The 18,211-nt window shown below is 62.9% G+C and carries 17 protein-coding genes; 11 read left to right on the top strand and 6 right to left on the bottom strand.

Features of this window, described 5'->3' with window-relative positions:
• The first annotated feature begins 13 nt into the window (after positions 1 to 13).
• Positions 14 to 238 carry a DUF3107 domain-containing protein gene (locus ABIB36_RS11625; protein ID WP_179142288.1) on the top strand — a complete coding sequence of 75 codons (225 nt, stop codon included), beginning with the start codon at positions 14 to 16 and terminating at the stop codon, positions 236 to 238.
• A gap of 72 nt (positions 239 to 310) precedes the next feature.
• On the opposite strand, the gene fasR is transcribed toward ABIB36_RS11625, so the two are convergent.
• Positions 311 to 964: an HTH-type transcriptional activator FasR gene (gene fasR / locus ABIB36_RS11620; protein ID WP_084346881.1), complete on the bottom strand. Its 654-nt coding sequence runs from the start codon at positions 962 to 964 to the stop codon at positions 311 to 313.
• Positions 965 to 1,243: 279 nt separating this feature from the next.
• Here fasR and ABIB36_RS11615 point away from each other — a divergent pair, with 279 nt between their 5' ends.
• The 3 genes from ABIB36_RS11615 to ABIB36_RS11605 all read left to right on the top strand — a co-directional run bounded on the left by ABIB36_RS11615 (position 1,244) and on the right by ABIB36_RS11605 (position 4,667).
• Positions 1,244 to 2,419 (top strand): DUF3152 domain-containing protein, encoded by a 1,176-nt coding sequence (locus ABIB36_RS11615; protein ID WP_084346882.1) that lies wholly within the window; start codon positions 1,244 to 1,246, stop codon positions 2,417 to 2,419.
• A gap of 135 nt (positions 2,420 to 2,554) precedes the next feature.
• Positions 2,555 to 3,730 (top strand): adenylyltransferase/sulfurtransferase MoeZ, encoded by a 1,176-nt coding sequence (gene moeZ / locus ABIB36_RS11610; RefSeq protein WP_354559397.1) that lies wholly within the window; start codon positions 2,555 to 2,557, stop codon positions 3,728 to 3,730.
• A gap of 82 nt (positions 3,731 to 3,812) precedes the next feature.
• Complete coding sequence (locus ABIB36_RS11605; protein WP_186626877.1) at positions 3,813 to 4,667, top strand: TIGR02569 family protein; 855 nt, start codon at positions 3,813 to 3,815, stop codon at positions 4,665 to 4,667.
• A 1-nt stretch (position 4,668) separates the two neighbouring features.
• Here ABIB36_RS11605 and ABIB36_RS11600 read toward each other — a convergent pair whose 3' ends face one another.
• Positions 4,669 to 5,331, bottom strand: coding sequence for a FadR/GntR family transcriptional regulator (locus tag ABIB36_RS11600; RefSeq protein ID WP_084346884.1), 663 nt, complete (start codon positions 5,329 to 5,331; stop codon positions 4,669 to 4,671).
• A gap of 82 nt (positions 5,332 to 5,413) precedes the next feature.
• Between ABIB36_RS11600 and ABIB36_RS11595 the strand changes: the two genes are divergently transcribed.
• From ABIB36_RS11595 to ABIB36_RS11570, 6 genes are all read left to right on the top strand, one after another.
• Positions 5,414 to 6,652: an MFS transporter gene (locus tag ABIB36_RS11595; protein ID WP_354559398.1), complete on the top strand. Its 1,239-nt coding sequence runs from the start codon at positions 5,414 to 5,416 to the stop codon at positions 6,650 to 6,652.
• Positions 6,653 to 6,870: 218 nt separating this feature from the next.
• A complete protein-coding gene (locus ABIB36_RS11590; protein WP_354559696.1) occupies positions 6,871 to 8,283 on the top strand; it encodes a nitrate/nitrite transporter in 1,413 nt (470 codons plus the stop codon).
• Between the two features lie 54 nt (positions 8,284 to 8,337).
• A complete protein-coding gene (gene nirB, locus ABIB36_RS11585) occupies positions 8,338 to 10,851 on the top strand; it encodes a nitrite reductase large subunit NirB (RefSeq protein ID WP_354559399.1) in 2,514 nt (837 codons plus the stop codon).
• Between the two features lie 57 nt (positions 10,852 to 10,908).
• The gene (nirD, locus tag ABIB36_RS11580; protein WP_084346886.1) at positions 10,909 to 11,322 is read left to right on the top strand and encodes a nitrite reductase small subunit NirD; all 414 of its coding nucleotides are present in this window, start codon (positions 10,909 to 10,911) and stop codon (positions 11,320 to 11,322) included.
• Positions 11,319 to 12,530: a uroporphyrinogen-III synthase gene (locus tag ABIB36_RS11575; protein WP_354559400.1), complete on the top strand. Its 1,212-nt coding sequence runs from the start codon at positions 11,319 to 11,321 to the stop codon at positions 12,528 to 12,530. The genes nirD and ABIB36_RS11575 overlap by 4 nt, the downstream gene beginning before the upstream one ends.
• Positions 12,531 to 13,262, top strand: a complete 732-nt coding sequence (locus ABIB36_RS11570) for a sirohydrochlorin chelatase (RefSeq protein WP_084346888.1) — start codon at positions 12,531 to 12,533, stop codon at positions 13,260 to 13,262. It abuts the gene before it with no gap.
• Here ABIB36_RS11570 and ABIB36_RS11565 read toward each other — a convergent pair.
• Both ABIB36_RS11565 and ABIB36_RS11560 read right to left on the bottom strand, forming a co-directional pair.
• On the bottom strand, positions 13,219 to 14,982 hold the full coding sequence (locus ABIB36_RS11565) for an NTP transferase domain-containing protein (RefSeq protein ID WP_354559401.1): 1,764 nt from the start codon (positions 14,980 to 14,982) through the stop codon (positions 13,219 to 13,221). The genes ABIB36_RS11570 and ABIB36_RS11565 overlap by 44 nt on opposite strands.
• Entirely contained in the window at positions 14,979 to 15,413 is a 435-nt protein-coding gene (locus ABIB36_RS11560; protein WP_084346890.1) for a PaaI family thioesterase, read from the bottom strand. The genes ABIB36_RS11565 and ABIB36_RS11560 overlap by 4 nt, the downstream gene beginning before the upstream one ends.
• Before the next feature lie 209 nt (positions 15,414 to 15,622).
• On the opposite strand from ABIB36_RS11560, the gene yczR reads away from it, so the two are divergent.
• Positions 15,623 to 17,101: a MocR-like transcription factor YczR gene (gene yczR, locus ABIB36_RS11555; RefSeq protein ID WP_354559402.1), complete on the top strand. Its 1,479-nt coding sequence runs from the start codon at positions 15,623 to 15,625 to the stop codon at positions 17,099 to 17,101.
• Between the two features lie 7 nt (positions 17,102 to 17,108).
• Here yczR and ABIB36_RS11550 read toward each other — a convergent pair whose 3' ends face one another.
• A complete protein-coding gene (locus ABIB36_RS11550; RefSeq protein ID WP_354559403.1) occupies positions 17,109 to 17,408 on the bottom strand; it encodes an MGMT family protein in 300 nt (99 codons plus the stop codon).
• Complete coding sequence (locus ABIB36_RS11545; RefSeq protein ID WP_354559404.1) at positions 17,409 to 18,185, bottom strand: alpha/beta fold hydrolase; 777 nt, start codon at positions 18,183 to 18,185, stop codon at positions 17,409 to 17,411. It abuts the gene before it with no gap.
• Positions 18,186 to 18,211: the final 26 nt, after the last annotated feature.

Here is an 18,211-nt window from a genome sequence, read left to right as displayed (position 1 = left end):
TCGGAGGTTGGCCGTGGAGGTCAAGATCGGTGTGTCGGAAAGCTCTCGTGAGCTCGTGGTGAACAGTGCACAGTCGCCGGACGAGGTCGAGAAGCTCGTTGCTCAGGCTTTGAGTGGCAAGGACGGCGTGCTGGCCCTCGTCGACGAGAAGGGCCGCAAGTACCTCGTGCAGGCCGCGAAGGTGGCGTACGTGGAGATCGGCCCAGCCGATCCTCGCAAGGTCGGATTCGCGACCTAGATTTTTGGATCGACAACGCGATAGGCCCCGTATCGGAAGATCGATACGGGGCCTATCGCGTTGTCGTGAACTCTAGGGAGACTGAAGCGGAACATGGGACAGTCCGCCCCAAGCGAGTGACACCGTGGTGTCGACGGCGTCCTCTTTGGAAATCGGACGGTCGGCCTCGAGCCAGTACCTCGCAGTGAACTGGCTGGCACCGACGAGACCGACGGCAAGTACGCGCGCTCGGTACGGGTCCAAGCCCGAGTCGTGGGCGACGAGGTCGAACACTGCGTCGACGCATGCTTCCGTTGCCTGCTCGACGCGGGCGGCCACCTGGGGGTCGCCCATGAGATCCGATTCGAACACCAGACGAAACCCCTGCGTGTCGGTGTCGACGAAGTCGTAGAACGCCAGCACCGCAGCGCGGACGCGCTGCCGGTTGTCGGTCGTCGAACGTAACGCCTGCCTGACCCCTGAGATCAGGGTGTCCACATAACTTTGCAGTACGGCGAGATACAGCTCGAGTTTGCCGGGGAAATGTTGGTAGAGCACGGGCTTGCTCACTCCGGCGCATTCGGCGATCTCATCCATTCCGGACGCGTGGTATCCACGGGTCACGAAAATCTCGCTCGCTGCAGCCAAGAGTTGCGCGCGTCGCGCCTCGCGCGGCAAGCGCGCGCTGCGGCGGCCGGCTGGAGGAGTCGGACGGTCCGAGGACATCCGATCCGCGAGTTCTGTCATAGTGCTTGATCCCATCCGCATAGGTCACTGCGCCGGTGTCGGTTGCCCGTGGGTGCCCGTGTCCGGAGGCGTTTTGTACTAGTAGCGCAGATCGTGGGCAACAATACCTGCCGAAGTTGTGACCGAAGGGACTGCGGGTCGTCCTCGTTTTTCGAGTCACATCCTTGAACAAGTCGGACATCCTGATAAATAGGCCCGAATCGGGCATTGGGTTTGTTCGAAGGCATGATTTTCGGCGCGGCGAGCGGCGTATGCGCCAGACTGTGAGATTCTGGCGGAGTGACTGACCGAGGAGGGCCGAGGCGCGGGGGTGCATACCTCCCACCCGATCAGCGGTCACGTCGGTTCGAGGCCGCAGAAGGCCGCCGTACCGACGGCGATCGCCGTACGGAGGACGCTCGAGCGCGAGGGTATGACGGCCCTGCTCGACGGTATGAAAGCGGTCCGGATGATCTCCCGCGTGAAGTTGGCGGCGCAGGCTCACACCAGCCGCTGCGGGCCCAGTGGGACCCTACGAGCCGAGAAGAATTACGACGTCCGCGGACACCGCGTCCGGAACGCCAAGTCAGAAAACAGAGCAAGCTCGGAAAATTTGCATCCGTCTATGGTTGGCGCGCCTATGCAATTCCGCTGCTTCTGGTGGTGACCACCCTGGTCGTGGTCGATGCGGTGCGCACCGGCGATCCCACTACCACCGCGACCGGAAACCTCTCACTGCCGGCGGATCCGGGATTCGGAGCGCTCAGCTCGGACACTAGTGGTTCCGGAGTGATCGGGGTTCCGCCGCAAGCCGACGGCAACTTCGCTGCCTCCATTCCCTCCGGTGAGCTACCGGACGGCGGGTCGTTTGCTGTCGATGGTGCGGGTACCTGGCACCTGGTCCCTGGTTCGTCGAACCAAGTCGGTCAAGGGACCGAGCGCACCTTCACCTACACCGTCGAAGTCGAGGACGGTATCGATACGGCAGGATTCGGTGGCGACGAGTCGTTCGGAAGACTGGTCGATCAGACACTGGGCAACCCGAAGAGTTGGACGAACGACCCCCGGTTCGCATTCCGCCGAGTCGAATCCGGTGATCCTGATTTTCGAATTTCGCTGACCTCGCAGATGTCCATCCGTAAGGCCTGTGGTTATGACATTCAGCTCGAGGTCTCGTGCTACAACCCTGGAATCGGTCGTGTCGTGCTCAACGAGCCCCGATGGGTGCGTGGCGCCATCGCATTTCAAGGTGATATCGGCTCGTATCGTCAATATCAGATCAATCACGAGGTCGGACACGCGATCGGCTATCAGCAACATCAGCCGTGCGAAACCGAGGGAGGCCTGGCCCCGGTCATGATGCAGCAAACCTTCGGCACCTCGAACGACGACATCGCCCGCCTCGATCCAGAAGGCGTCGTGCCTATGGACGGCAAGACCTGTCGGTTCAATCCGTGGCCTTACCCTCGTAGCTGAACGCGCGTCGTGCGATCGCGGACCGGTGCGGGTGGTGGATCGCCGAAGCGGCGGCGAGTGGGCAGTTCGGTAACGTGAAGTGACCGAACGTGGCATACGGCCACTGACGGCGTGCCGTCGAGGAGTGCATTTTTCATGACGCAGTTGCCCCCGCTGGTCGAACCGGCAGGAGAGCTCACGCTCGACGAGGTGGCTCGATACAGTCGCCATCTGATCATCCCCGACGTAGGAATGACGGGGCAGCGACGGTTGCGGAACGCCCGAGTGTTGGTGATCGGCGCAGGAGGGCTCGGCTCGCCTGCATTGCTCTATCTCGCGGCGGCAGGTGTGGGGACGCTGGGGATCGTCGAGTTCGATGACGTCGAATTGTCCAACCTGCAGCGACAGGTCATCCACGGTAGTTCCGACGTCGGACGCCCGAAAGGGGAAAGCGCCCGCGATTCGATTCGCGAAATCAACTCCGGCGTCGAGGTCCGGCTGCACAATGTGAGACTGGATCGCTCGAATGCCGTGCCTCTCTTCGAGCAGTACGATCTCGTTCTCGACGGAACCGACAACTTCGCCACGCGCTACCTCGTCAACGACGCCGCAGCTCTTGCCGGTAAGCCCTACGTGTGGGGGTCGATCTACCGTTTCGAAGGTCAGGTCTCGGTGTTCTGGGAGGATGCGCCGGACGGGGTCGGTCTGAACCTTCGAGATCTGTATCCGGAGGCTCCGCCGCCCGGGATGGTTCCCTCCTGTGCGGAGGGCGGTGTGCTCGGGGTCCTGTGTGCTTCGATCGGGTCGGTCATGGTGACCGAGGCGATCAAGCTGATCACCGGCATCGGTGACACTTTGCTGGGGCGATTGTTGGTGTACGACGCGTTGGCCATGAGCTACCGCACTATCCGTCTGCAGCAAGATCCGGATCGGATTCCGATCACCGAACTCATCGACTACGACGCGTTCTGCGGGGTCGTGTCCGACGAGGATGCGGCTGCGGCGGAAGGTTCGACCATCACGCCGAACGAGCTGGCGGTGTTGCTCGAGACTGGTGCCGATGTCGCGTTGATCGATGTTCGCGAGCCGGTGGAGTGGGACATCGTGCATATCGCGGGGGCAACCCTGGTGCCGAAGGGCGGGATCATCTCCGGGGATGCGCTCGCGTCGCTTCCCCACGATCGACGCATCGTGTTGCATTGCAAAACGGGAATTCGGTCGGCAGAGGCACTTGCCGTCCTGAAGCAGGCGGGTTTCGCCGATGCAGTTCATCTGCAAGGCGGCATTATTGCCTGGGCCGGTCAGGTCGATCCCAGCTTGCCGATCTACTAGTCGCACGTCGGCACTGTTCGGCCGGTCGTACTCCACGCGCGCCTGCGGAGCGGTGCGGCTCGTCGGCGGTAGCGTGAGAGTTGTGAGCTCAGTGGAACCCCCTCAGCACGTGATCTCCACATTCGGGTTGCGCGATGTACCGCCCACGCCGCTCGGTGCCGACTGGGACGGTGGGTGGCGACTCGGTGATGTCGTGCTTTCGCCTGTCGCAGATCACGCGCGTGCTGCGTGGTCGGCGAAGGTTCGCGAGACCCTGGCCGTCGACGGTGTCCGTCTTGCGCGTCCCGTCCGGTCGACCGACGGGCGTTACGTGGTCAGTAGTTGGCGCGCTGACACCTTCATCGAGGGTTCGCCGGAACCGCGGCACGACGAGGTCGTGTCATTGTCGATGCGGCTTCATGCGGCAACGGCCCAGTTGGAGCGCCCTCGCTTTCTGGTGCAGCCGCCCGTTGCCCCGTGGGCGGATGTGGATGTGTTCGTTGCGGCAGATCGGGCGGCTTGGGAGGCTGTTCCCCTGCGGGCGGCGCGGGGTGCGGGCGCTCCGGAAGTGACCTCCGAAGACGGGCGTCAGAGCCTCGAATTGATCAAGCAGTTCGCGAGTCTGCGCCGACCTGTCGAATCGGCAGACCAGTTGGTGCACGGCGATCTGTTCGGCACGGTGCTGTTCGACGGCAGCGAAGCTCCTGGTCTCACCGACATCACCCCGTATTGGCGTCCGACGTCATGGGCCGCAGCGGTGGCCGTGGTCGATGCCATTTCGTGGGGTGGAGCGGACGATGCTTTGATCGGGCGCTGGGACGATCTTCCCGAATGGCCACAAATGTTGTTGCGTGCCTTGATCTTTCGGTTCGCGGTGCACGCGCTGCATCCGCGCTCGACGCCCGAAGCTTTCCCCGGGCTCGCGCGAACGGCCGATTTGGTACGGCTGATCCTCTAGTTCAGTGATCCGCCCCGAGTTCACGGAAGAACACACGTGCTGCCTCGCCTGCACGTAGAGGGTCGCCTGCGGCTACGGCCTCGACCAGCGCGGCATGTTCGTCCACATAGTCGTTGTCGTGCTCGGCAGCGTGATGATCCATAGCCCGGCGGATCACCGGCAGTAGCGAATCGTAGAACTCCAGATAGATGGCGTTGTGGGAGGCGGCGACGATCGCGCGATGAAACTGCGCATCGATCGCGATCGCGTCCTCGCGAGACCGAGTTGTCCAGGCGAGGTTTCGTGCGGTGAGTGCCTCTCGTAGTGCGCGAATGTCGTCTCCGTCGGCTCGCTCGGCGGCAAGCGTAGCCGCGGTGACCTCGAGGGTGCGTCGTAGCTCGGTGACATCACGGTCCTGCGCGTCGGCAAAGTATTTTCCCAGCGCGCCACCCAGATCCGACACAGTCATCACATACGTTCCCGATCCCTGCCGTCTCTCGAGCATTCCAGCGTGGACCAGTGCCTGCACGGCTTCGCGGACAGTGTTTCGACCGGTACCGGTGAGCTCGCACAGCTCGGGTTCTGCCGGAATGCGCGTACCGACCGGCCAACGCTTGGCCACGATCTCCTCGCGAAGCTGCGCAGTGACCTGTGATATCAGGCTGGAACGCTGAACTTGCTGCACGCGTGACTCCCCGTTTTCTTCTCGATGTGTAGGCCAGTTTAAGGCTTTGCGTCAGATGATCCGGTCATCCTATGATTCGGTGGTGAGTCCCGCTGCAGTAACAGAGTCGAACGACCGGACCCACGCTAGGCATCTGGTCCGAGGACGGCTACTCGTCTTCGCGGCCATCATTCTGTCTGCGCTGACATTGCGCGCCGCCGTGACCTCGATCAGCCCACTGTTCGGGCGTATCGGCGATGAACTCCACTTCGGATCCACGGTCGTCGGACTGGTCGGAATGCTTCCACCGGCGATGTTCGCCGTTTTCGGCCTTCTGACACCCCTCATCGTCAAGAGAATCGGTCTCGAGCGCGCCGCCCTCGTGGCGATGCTGGCGACGACCGTCGGTATGGCCACACGAGCATTCGCGCCGGGGACCGGCTCGCTCCTCGCCTTGTCGGCACTCGCGCTGGCAGGTATGGGAATCGGAAACGTCGTTCTTCCACCGCTGGTGAAGCGCTACTTCTCCGATCGTCTGGCTGTCGTGAGCACCCTTTACATCTGTGCCATGCAGATCAGCACGATGGTTCCGCCGCTGGTGGCAGTTCCCGTCGCGGAGGCATATGGATGGCGCTTCTCGATCGGGATGTGGGCCGTCGTGGGCGTGGCGGCAGCAGTGCCGTGGCTCGGTGTCGTTCTCTCACGCCGTGAGCGTGATGGCAGGGAAGCGGCTAGCGCAGTGGCCGTGCAGGAGCATTCGGAAGGCAAAATCTGGCGCTCGTCGCTGGCATGGGGAATGGTCGGCATGTTCGCGATGACCTCGTTCATCACCTACTCGATGCTGACCTGGCTACCGACGATCCTCACCGATTCGGGCATCAGTGAGGCCTTCGCCGGTGCCTCGGTCGCAGCGTTCGGCGGGATGGGTCTGATTTCCTCGCTGGCCGCCCCGTCGCTGTGCGCGCGCCTGCGCAACCCGTACGGGTTGGTCATCGCGGCTGCCGTTTTCTACCTCATCGGGTTCGCCGGACTGTATTTCTCGCCGACCGTCGGAACCGTTATCTGGGTATGCCTCATCGGACTCGGCACGATGACATTCCCGATGTCGTTGACACTCATCAATCTCCGCACCCGCACCCATGCCGGATCCTCGGCTCTCTCGGGATTCACCCAGGGCCTCGGATACGTCGTATCGGCCACCGGGCCGCTGTCGTTCGGACTGTTGCACACGCTCTCCGGTGGCTGGGGTGTTCCGATGCTGCTCCTGACAGGATGTGTTGCGGTGCTGCTCGTCGGCGGGTACCTGTGCTGCCGCCCGCGCATGCTCGAAGACACCTGGTGACCGCGGCGTCGTAACCCCGACGACCTCACGGGTACAGGTTTCGCCCCGTGAGAGCAAGTTAATCGACAGGTCACCGCAGGCAGCGCCCCCGCAACACTGTTTTTCTACCTTTGGGTCTCCCACGCGATCAGGAGGCCCACGTGACCAGCATTCCCGAGGCACCACCAGCCCAAGATGCTTCGACAACGACGCCCGAGCGAGGAAGCGTTCCGGTGTCGATCAAGCACCGCATCAGCCACTGGAACTCCGAGGACGTCGAGGCATGGGAGGCCGGTGGCAAGACGATCGCGAAGCGGAATTTGATCTGGTCCGTCGTCGCCGAGCATGTCGGATTCTCCATCTGGTCGATCTGGTCCGTGATGGTTCTGTTCATGCCGGTGTCGGTCTACGGCATCGACGCGGCAGGCAAGTTCTTTCTCGTCGCGGTGCCAACGCTGGTCGGAGCGATCCTTCGGATTCCGTACACGTTTGCGACAGCCAAATTCGGCGGCCGTAACTGGACGATCTTCAGCGCCCTCGTCCTGCTGATCCCGACGATGCTGACCATGTACTTCATGCTCAACCCGGCGTCGTACACCACCTACATCGTCGTCGCAGCCTTTGCCGGCCTCGGTGGTGGCAACTTCGCGTCCTCGATGACCAACATCAACGCCTTCTATCCGCAGCGCGAAAAGGGGTGGGCACTCGGGCTGAACGCCGGCGGTGGAAACATCGGTGTGCCTGTCATCCAACTCATCGGCCTGTTGGTCATCGCCACGATCGGCAACACGGCTCCCGAAATCGTGTGTGCCGTTTACCTCGTCTTCATCGCGATCGCCGCCGTCGGTGCCGCACTCTTCATGGACAACCTCGAGAATCAGAAGACCAACGGCAGCTCGATGATCGACGTTCTCAGGTTCTCCGATTCCTGGTGGATCGCGTTCCTCTACGTCGGAACGTTCGGCTCGTTCATCGGATTCAGTTTCGCGTTCGGTCAGGTTCTGCAGATCAATTTCCTTGCCGGCATCACCGACGGCGCACCCGCTACCGCAGCCCAGCAGGCACAAGCGTCGTTGCACGCAGCTCAGATTGCGTTTCTCGGACCTTTGCTCGGATCGATTTCACGACCTTTCGGTGGCAAGCTCGCCGACAAGATCGGCGGTGGCAAGATCACGCTGTACACGTTCGTGGCGATGGTCTTCTCCACCGGGATCCTGGTTGCCGCAGGCACGTGGGACGACAACACCGCAGGTGCTGCCACCGGAACCATGATGACCCTCTTCGTGATCGGGTTCATTCTCCTGTTCCTTCTGTCCGGCATCGGCAACGGTTCGGTTTACAAGATGATTCCTGCGATTTTCGCCGCCAAGTCTGTAGAACTGCAGGGCATGAGTATCGCGGAACAGCAGCATTGGTCGCGCAGGATGTCCGGTGCGCTCATCGGAATTGCCGGTGCCATAGGGGCTTTGGGTGGTGTGGGAATCAACCTCGTGCTGCGAGCTTCGTACTCGGGCGCGGCGAAGTCCGCAACCACGGCCTTCTGGGTGTTTCTCGTCTTCTATGTCGTGTGCTGTGCAGTGACGTGGGCCGTTTATCTGCGTAAGCCGCGGGTTCTCGAAGGCGAGAAGACGAACGCTTCCGTCGCGGTCTGACTTCTTTTCTCCTCGAACATTGTTCGACACGAAATTTGCGAAAGGACAACTCACGTGAAGAACGCGGTGGTTGTAGGACACGGCATGGTAGGTCACCGATTCGTGGAGGCGCTCCGCGCGCGAGACACCGCGTCCGACTGGAAGGTGACAGTGCTCTGCGAGGAGGCATTGCCCGCCTACGACAGAGTGGGGCTTTCGTCCTATGTGGGCGCCTGGGATCACCGGGAGCTCGCACTGGCGGGCAACGACTATCTCGACGACACAGCCGTCGATCTGCGAATCGGTGTGCGAGCCGAGCACATCGACCGCGCAACGAAGACGGTCACGACATCGACCGGAGAGACCGTCGACTACGACGCCCTCGTATTCGCTACCGGTTCCTACCCTTTCGTTCCTCCGATTAACGGGCACGATCGCCCGGAGTGCTTCGTCTACCGCACGCTCGACGACCTGGACCGGATCAGGACCTGCGCGGACGCCGCGGGTCCAGGCGCGGTGGGTGTCGTGGTGGGGGGAGGTCTACTCGGACTCGAAGCAGCCAACGCGCTGCAGAAGATGGGCATGTCACCCCATGTCGTCGAATTCGCTCCGCGACTGATGCCGCTTCAGGTCGACGAGGGTGGTGGCGCGCTGTTGGCACGTCTGGTCACCGACCTCGGGCTGACCGTCCACACCGGTGTCGGCACCTCGTCGATCACCGAGAACGCCGATGGGGCAGGGCTTTCGGTGGAGTTGTCCGACGGCAGTGTCATCGATGCAGCGTTGCTGGTGTTCTCGGCCGGTGTGCGGCCACAGGATCGACTTGCTCGGGACTGCGGCCTCGAACTGGGTGAGCGCGGCGGAGTTTTGGTGGACGTCGGTTGCCGCACGGTCGATCCCGATGTCTATGCCATCGGTGAATGTGCCGCGGTCGAAGGGACTTCCTACGGGCTCGTCGCCCCTGGCTATTCGACGGCAGAGGTCGTGACCGACCGCTTGCTCGGCGGTGCAGCGGAATTCCCCGGTGCCGATATGTCCACCAAGCTCAAGCTCATGGGTGTCGACGTCGCCAGCTTCGGCGACGCCATGGCTCTCACGCCGGGAGCGCTGGAGGTTGTCTTCAGTGACGCTCCGAAAGGGACGTACGCCAAGTTGGTCGTGTCCGACGATGCGAAGACTTTGCTCGGTGGAATCCTCGTCGGGGATGCTGCCGCGTACTCGATGCTTCGCCCGTTGGTCGGACGGGAACTTCCCGGCGATCCAGCATCGTTGATCTCTCCTGCTGCCGAGGAAGTCGGGATCGGTGCGTTGCCGGATGATGCGGAGATCTGTTCGTGCAACGGCGTGAGCAAGGGTGCGATCTGCAACGCGATCGCGGAGGGGGCCGGTGATCTTGCGTCGGTGAAGAGTTGCACGAACGCCGGCACGACGTGTGGGGGATGCCTTCCGTCGATCAAGGCGCTTCTTGCCGCATCGGGTGTGGTGATGTCGAAGGCGCTGTGCGAGCACTTCGGTCAGTCTCGTGCCGAGCTGTTCGAGATCGTTCGGGCGACGAACACCCGCACGTTCTCCTCGCTGATCGTCAAGTACGGCAAGGGGATTGGATGCGACATCTGCAAGCCGGTCGTAGCTTCGATCCTGGCCTCGACGTCCTCGGACCACATCCTCGACGGTGAGCAGGCATCTCTGCAGGACACCAACGATCATTTCCTGGCCAACATTCAGAAGAACGGCACGTATTCCGTTGTTCCACGTATGCCGGGAGGGGAGTGCACGGCGGAACAACTCATCGTCATCGGTGAGGTGGCACGAGATTTCGGTCTGTACACCAAGGTCACCGGCGGTCAGCGAATAGACATGTTCGGAGCCCGCGTGGAGCAGCTACCTGCGATCTGGAAGCGGTTGGTGGACGCCGGCATGGAATCCGGCCAGGCTTACGGTAAGTCGTTGCGCACGGTGAAGAGCTGCGTCGGATCGAGTTGGTGCCGTTACGGCGTCCAGGATTCGGTAGGGATGGCCGTTGACCTCGAGAATCGATACCGAGGTCTGCGCTCACCCCACAAGATCAAGTTCGGTGTCTCCGGTTGTGCTCGCGAATGTGCGGAGGCACGGAGTAAGGATGTCGGCGTCATCGCTACCGAAGGTGGTTGGAATCTGTACGTCGGCGGTAATGGTGGCCAATCGCCGAAGCATGCGCGGTTGCTCGCATCGAATCTCGACGACGCCACCCTCGTCAGCTACATCGACCGGTACCTCATGTTCTATGTCCGGACCGCGGACCGTTTGCAGCGGACGGCGCCGTGGCTCGACGCGCTCGATGGTGGTCTCGAGCATCTGAAGGCCGTCGTCTGCGAAGACAGCCTGGGGATCGGCGCCGAACTCGAGGCCGATATGGACCGCCATGTGGCCGGTTACAAGGACGAATGGGCAGGCGTTCTCGAGGACGAGGAGAAGTTGGGCAGATTCGTCTCGTTCGTGAATGTGCCCGAGGCGATCGATCCGACCATTGCGTTCGACGAGTCGGGTGAGCGCAAGGTTCCGGTGCTGATGGGGATGCCGACATCCGAACGGATGTGCACATCTGAGTAACCGCTACTTAACGACCAAGAAACACGGGCAACGTGCAATAGCACCAGGAGGTACGTGATGACTGTCATCGAGTCTCGAACCAGCACCACCAGAAACAGGAACCAGCAGCTGCCCACGACATCGGGCACCGAATCCGCGCGCTCGTGGACTGCCGCGTGCACTGTCGACGCGCTCGTTCCTGGACGAGGCGTCGCCGTTCTGCTGAGAGGAGGCACCCAAGTGGCGTTGTTCGCCTTGCCCGATGCGCGCGTGTTCGCGGTCGGCAACATCGATCCGTTCGGCCGGGCAGCAGTCATGTCCAGGGGTCTCGTCGGCGACCGGAGCGGTGAACCCACCGTGGCCTCGCCGTTGCTCAAGCAGGTCTTCTCTCTTCTCGACGGGCGATGCCTCGACGTCAGCGACATCTCGCTCGGATCTTTCGAGACCAAGATCTCGGGCGGCGTGATTTTCGTGCGTGGCGCATCGACATGAGCTCGACTGCCGAGACCGGGGAACCTCTGGCAGGATTCGCCGTCGGTATCACCGCGTCGCGGCGCGCCGAGGAGTTCGCGACGCTACTCGTTCGGCGTGGGGCCTCGGTAATGCACGCACCGGCCATCCGGATCATTCCGCTGTCCGACGACGCCGAACTGGAACGCGTCACCGCCAGCATCATCGCCGATCCGCCGACGATCACCGTCGCAACGACGGGAATCGGATTTCGAGGCTGGATCGAGGCAGCCGACGGTTGGGGGCAGGCCGAAAGCCTTGGAGCAGCACTTGCGTCGTCGCGACTGCTGGCTCGTGGGCCGAAAGCCAAGGGGGCAATCCGTGCAGCCGACCTACGCGAAGAGTGGTCACCGGCATCGGAATCTTCGACAGAAGTGCTCGAACATCTTCTCGCAGAGGGAGTCGAAGGCAAACGGATTGCGGTGCAACTCCACGGCGCAACAACGGAGTGGGAACCGGTTCCGGACTTTTGTAAGGCATTGCGTTCCGCCGGAGCCGAAGTGGTGCCCGTTCCGGTGTACCGCTGGATCGCACCGGACGACAGCGTTCCGATGGACCGCATGATCGAAGCAGTCATCGTCGGAGATCTCGACGCCATCAGCTTCACGAGTGCGCCCGCAGTGGCGTCCCTGCTGATGCGAGCACACGAGAACGGCGTTCTCGAACCTTTGCTGCAATCGATGCGTACCCGAGTGCTGCCGGTATGTGTAGGACCCATCACCGCCGCGCCTCTCGAACAACTGAACGTCGCGACGACGCAACCGGCCCGTGCTCGCCTCGGGGCGCTGGCGCGTCATATTGCGGAGGAACTACCGCGACGCGCCCAACTCATGAGGGCGGGCGGCCACATGCTGAGCGTGCGCGGTAAATGTGTCGTGGTCGACGGCGAGGTGCGTTCGGTATCCCCGGCGGGCATGGCACTGCTCAAGACTTTGTCGACGCGCCCTGGGCGAGTGGTATCCCGGGAAGATCTACTCGCATCGCTACCCGGCGGCGGGGGAGATACTCACGCCGTCGAAACGGCCATGACTCGGCTCCGCTCTGCCCTCGGCGCACCGAAGGCCATTCACACCGTGGTCAAACGAGGCTACCGGCTTGCGGTCGACGAACCCGAGGTCAGCGAAAAGCCCGAGATGCCCGAACGAACTTCCATGTCCGCCATGCCCATCTGCGAAGGGAGCAAGTACTAGATGAAATCAGATCCTGCCCTCGTCCTGGTAGCCCACGGGACCAGAAATCCGCGCGGCGTGGAGATGATCGCCGAATTGGCCGATGCCGTGAGCGGACAGGTCGGCCCGTCGAGGGTTGCTTTCGTCGATGTACTCGGACCCTCTCCATCCGAGCTTCTTCGCGAGGTCCATGGTCCTGCCGTCGTGGTCCCGGCATTTCTGGCCTCGGGTTACCACGTACACACCGACGTACCCCGTGAGGTCACCGACAGCGGTCACCGGAGCGTGAAAGTCACTCGCGCACTCGGACCGGATCCGGTGCTCGCCAGGGTGCTGCTGGAACGACTGAGCGACGCAGGATGGCGCCCAGGGGACGCCGTCGTCCTCGCCGCAGCAGGTTCGTCCGATGCACGGGCACAACTCGAGCACCGACGTGCCGCTGACATGCTCGCGCGGATCGCCCGCGTCGAAGTCGCCGTGGCCCATATCGCCATCGCGTCCCCCGCAAACAGGGTCGTCCCAGACACAGTCACCGCCCTGCGTGCACAGGGACACGGCCGAGTGTTCCTGGCCTCGTATCTACTTGCGCGCGGCCTCTTTCACAATCGACTCGCCGAGGCAGGCGCCGACGGCGTCGCCGAACCGCTGGGTGTGCACCCCGCCATCGTCGACCTCGTCGTGGATCGATACCACGAAGGTGCTCGGCAGTTCAACGCACGATCGGCAGCAGTTCCACCGGTTCGGTCGAGCTGACGTCGGCCGGCACCACGGCCAAAGCGTCGTGATCGATCAGGTGGAGCAAATGTGCTGTGCGAACAGCGGTGTCCGCACGCCATCCGGTGCCGTCGCGCATCACCGGAACGATCCGAGCCGTCGGCGAAGCTATGGCTTCCGGATTGGTCAGGTAACCGAGGCGAGGGGCGCTCGGAGTACGTCCGGTCAGTGCTTCGACCACAGTGGGTGCGATGAGCAGCAGAGTTCCGATGGCAGCCAACGGATTACCCGGTAGCCCCAGCACCACTCGCCCGCTCGGCAGTACCGCGGTAATCTGAGAGCCGCCCGGGCGCAACAGGATTCGACCGACCACAGTGTCGGCATCTGCGTGGACCAGTGCCGTGCGGAGTTGATCCGCGGCACCTGCTCCGGTCGCTCCGACGACGATCGTGATGTCCGCTACCGTCGACGTGGTCAACAAATCCTCGAACGCGGTCGGTGAATCGGGGAGGTACACGGTGTCGACGACCGTGATGCCGCACCCGTGAAGAAATAGGGGCAGAATTGGTCCGAGCGCGTCGCGGGTCTGCCCCGCGTCGAGTGGCCCGGATGCTTGTATCTCGTTGCCGCTCAGCACAATCTGCGCGCAAACCGGGCCGCGGACCGTCAGTTCGGCGACCTCCGCGCTCAAGGCGACCGACATGACTGCAGGCGACACGGAGGTGCCGGCAGGCGCCAGCTCGGCACCGGTGTGCCAATCCTCACCGCGGCGTCGCGTGTCGTCCTGCTGCGTGACGTTCGGTGACAGTCGCAACTGTCCGGCAGAATCGAGCTCGACGAATTCGTCGCGGACCACCGAGGTTGCGCCTGCGGGAACGTGTGCGCCGGTGGCGATTCGAACAGCGTGGCCCTGCGCAATGGCCGCAAGTCCACTGGTTCCCGCATAGGCGATGTCCCCTCGAACAGTCCACGGGCCGTTGCCGGACACCGCATAACCATCCATCGCCGATATATCGACGTAGGGGAGTGGACGGGTAGCGATCATCGGTGAGGCCAGTACCGCGCCAAGCGCCTGCAACGGTGGTACTCGTCGGGGCGCGCCAGGGGCGATTCTTTCCCGAATCCGCTTGCGGGCCTGGCCGACGGTGAGAGCCGGCGGTACGGAATCGGCGACGGCGCGTTGTGCTCGTGCCCGGTAGAGATCCTCGACGGTGTCGCAATCGGCGGATACTCCGGAAAGGTCGAGGACTGCATGGTCGTCAGGGGCGATCGATCTCATGGATCGGTTCACAAGTGTGTCTACTCGGGCTAGTGTCGCGACCAACTTCGAGCGATCCCATGCACCGAAAAGGTATTGGGTTCGGCCTGTTTCGTCACTGGCGAACATCGCACTCGCCGAGTTGATCAGTGACGCAGCGAGAAGGGCGTCGACGCTGTTCGCGTCGACGAACGGCAGGTCGGCGGCAAGAATGACCACCACATCTGACGATGATTTCTGCAGTGCGCTCAGACCGGCTGCGACCGCAGCGACCGGCCCCGATCCGGCCGGCGACTCCTGTGTCTGGTGGACACGAGAATCCAGGTCGTGCCGCGTCGGTCCCACCGTCACGATCAGATCGGCCCGCTGCACGGCCTCCACTGCGATCCCGATCATGCTTCGGCGTCCGACGGTCAACGCAGGTTTGTCGACCCCACCCATCCGCGAGCCGCGTCCGCCGGCCAGGACGATCGCGTCGAATTTCGGATCCTCGCTGTTCACGCCGGTAGTGGGACGTTCTGCAACCGAACCTGGCCACGTGCAATTGCTTTCCCGCTGTCGGATGCAGTGATGGTGACGAGCCACAGTTGCTGAATTCTGCCTTGCTGCAACGGTTCCGCCAGTACATCGACGCGGCCGCCCTTGCTGGCGCGAAGGAAGTCGGTTGCGTTGTGGACCCCGACGGCGAACTCGCCTCGTTCTTTGACCGCTTCGCTGGCTCCGATACTCGCAGCCGACTCCACTGCGGTCGTGTAGACCCCACCGTGCACCACACCCCATGGGGTGAAGTGTTCCGGGGTGAGCTCGATATGACCCACGACGCGTGTACCGGAGACCTCGTCGACGACCAATCCGGCGCTCGCGACGAATCCACTCGCAGTGGCAAGTGCGTACTTCGCGGTCGGACGCGGATCGAATTGTCCCAGGTTCATTCTGTCAGGTTAGTGCGCGAAGTCGATTCGGGTAGCCGATGACTACGGGGTGGGCCGTCGAGACCGCACCGGCCACCACTTCGCACAATGACGGGGAGCCAGGCCAACGAGGCAACAGGGATCATCAGAAGCAGTCCTATTATCAACATGACTCATTATTGGACTGTGATAGGCGAGATTTACTAGGGCCTGTGTGTGAAACTGGACTGATGTCATCCCGAGTCGGCTCGTCCTCCAATTCCGCCGATACCCAATCCGAGGTTGATGCGCGCACGCTGGCGGGACTGATGGGATCGGTCAAGATCGAGGGGATGCCGCTCTACCGTTCGTTGGCCGATCAGCTGCGGAGAATCATCGCCGACGGCACGGTCCCGGCGGGCAAGAGACTGCCGCCCGAGCGGGTGATGTCGGCCCAACTCGGCGTCAGCCGTGTGACGGTCACCTCCGCGTACCGGGAATTACGCGAGCAAGGTTGGGCGGCAGCGATACGCGGGGCAGGCACCTTCGTCGCGGTCCCCAGTGACGGGAGTTCCTGGGTATCGATGATGGGCTCGGAGGGTTCGAGCGTCCTCGATTTCGTCAATGCGGCGCCGGAGGCCTCGCCGTTCCTTGCGGACGCTCTCGTCGATGCGGTGTCGTCACTGGCGAAGGCCATGGCAGGGCACGGCTACGCCCCACCGGGCACCTCCGATCTACGCAGAGCGATCGCGGACAGATACTCCCGTCGTGGCCTGCCCACCACGCCGGATCAGGTGTTGGTCGTCTCGGGTGCGGGCGACGCAATGCATCTCGTACTGGATACGTTCGTCAGTCCCGGCAACCGCGTCTTGATAGAGCACCCGACATATCCGGGGGCACCGGAACTATTGGAGAGCTTCGGCGCTCTTCCCGTCCCGGTGGCGGTCGACGCGGGGAACCCCGACGCGTTGGTCGACGACGTGGACCGTGCCGCGCGGCAGAACGCCCCGACACTTGCCTACTTCATGCCGGACTTCTCCAACCCGTCGGGCAACCGGATGACAGCCGATGGCAGGCGCAGACTGGCGGCGACGTTGGCTCGGCACGGCGTGTTGACCATCGTGGACGAAGTCGCCGCCGATCTGACACTGGATCATTCGGATCCACTAGAGCCCTTCGGAGTTCCCGTTCCAGGTACGGCAACCATTTCGATAGGCTCGTTGAGCAAGACGGTGTGGGGTGGGCTCCGGGTCGGATGGGTCAGATCGGATCAGCAGCTGATCTCCCGCATGGCTCGGGTGTACAACCGCCGCCAGTTGTCGGTCTCCATGGTCGAGCAAGCCACCGCTGTCCGATTGTTCGCGGTGTTCGACGATATTGTGGCCGAGCGTGTTGCGGGGTTACGCGAGCGCAGAGATCTGCTCGTCTCCCGGGTGGCTACCCAGTTGCCCGACTGGACATTTCGCGTTCCCGATGGGGGATTGTCGCTGTGGTGCGGACTGCCGCAGGGGTTGTCCTCGCAGGATCTGGTTCGTCGTGCGGCCACCCGCGATCTGCTTCTTGTCTCGGGAACCCGATTTGGAACCGGCTATGCCTTCGACGACAGGCTGCGCATTCCCTTCACCCGATCCGCTTCGGAAATCGTTGCGGCGGTGGACGTACTGGCCAAGGTGGTAACAGGAGATGTCGGCCTGCGGGCCGACGCGCCTGCCGTCGAGCACATCGTCTGAAGTTGTTCTACCCCAGATCGAAGCGGGCAGTTCGCAGGTCGACACGGCCGTCGCGAATCTCGACTCCCTCACCCTGTAGTTCGGCGAGTTGCCGTGTCGCCAGATGCGCGGCCGGTCTTCCGTCGGCGGGCACGACGCGGTGCCAAGGCAGGTCCGCCGAGTCGGTGCGCATGATCCACCCGACGGTTCGAGGACTCGACAATCCTGCGGCCGCTGCGATATTGCCGTAGGTCACAACCCTTCCCGGCGGAACCGAGGCAACGATCTCGCGTACCCGCTCGACGTGTTCCTCCGTGATCGCAGCCATCTACAGCAATTCGAGGACCAACTTGGCAACCTCTTTGGGTTTCGCCTGGGCCACCATGTGATTGCAATCCAACTGGACAAGAGTGAGATTCTCGCCCAGTTGCGCGCGGAATGCGGCCTTCAGTTCCTTGCTGACGTACGGCGGCTGCACCCGCTTTGCCTGCACGACGACGGTCGGTGTATCCGTCGGCGGTACCACTAGCGGCCTGGCCAGTTCGCCCCAGGACGCGACTATTGCTGCGGTGGATATCCGCCACTTGACTCGGCCGTTGTCCATCGTCTCGAGGTGCTGTTCGACCTCGAGATCGAGTAGCGCCTGCGGTACATCGGCCCATGCACCGTTGATCTTCTCGGCTTTTGCTTCCTCGGCGTCCGTGTAGTCGGAATGCACCGCAGTCAGCTCTGCCACGTCGAGCAGGTCGACGGGGTCGAGTTCGATCGCGGGATCGAGCAGAACGAGCCCGCGGACGAGCTCGGGGTGCTTCACGGCAAGGTGGACCGCCAACGCACACCCGTACGAATGGCCGATGACGAGAACAGGACCGTGGGCATGGTTGTCGAGAAGCGTCTTGAGCCCATCGACCTGCGCACCGATATCCCACGGCGGCGTCCAAGGCGAACGGCCGTGGCCGATCAGGTCTGGCGCGAGCATCCGGACCTGCGGAAGATAGTTGTCGGCAAGGTCACCCCAGCGAGCACCGTGGCCGGTCATCCCATGGATTGCGAGGACCTCGGGTCCGGTGTCCGGGCCGTACTGGTGAAAGTTCAATTCTGGCACTGCTGACACTATGCCGCATCGCGGCC

Origin of the sequence: Rhodococcus sp. UYP9, assembly GCF_040547235.1 — a bacterium.
Classification (GTDB): Bacteria; Actinomycetota; Actinomycetes; order Mycobacteriales; family Mycobacteriaceae; genus Rhodococcoides.
The sequence above is the reverse complement of the archived record's forward strand: the minus strand, read 5'-3'. Positions and strand labels throughout refer to the sequence as shown.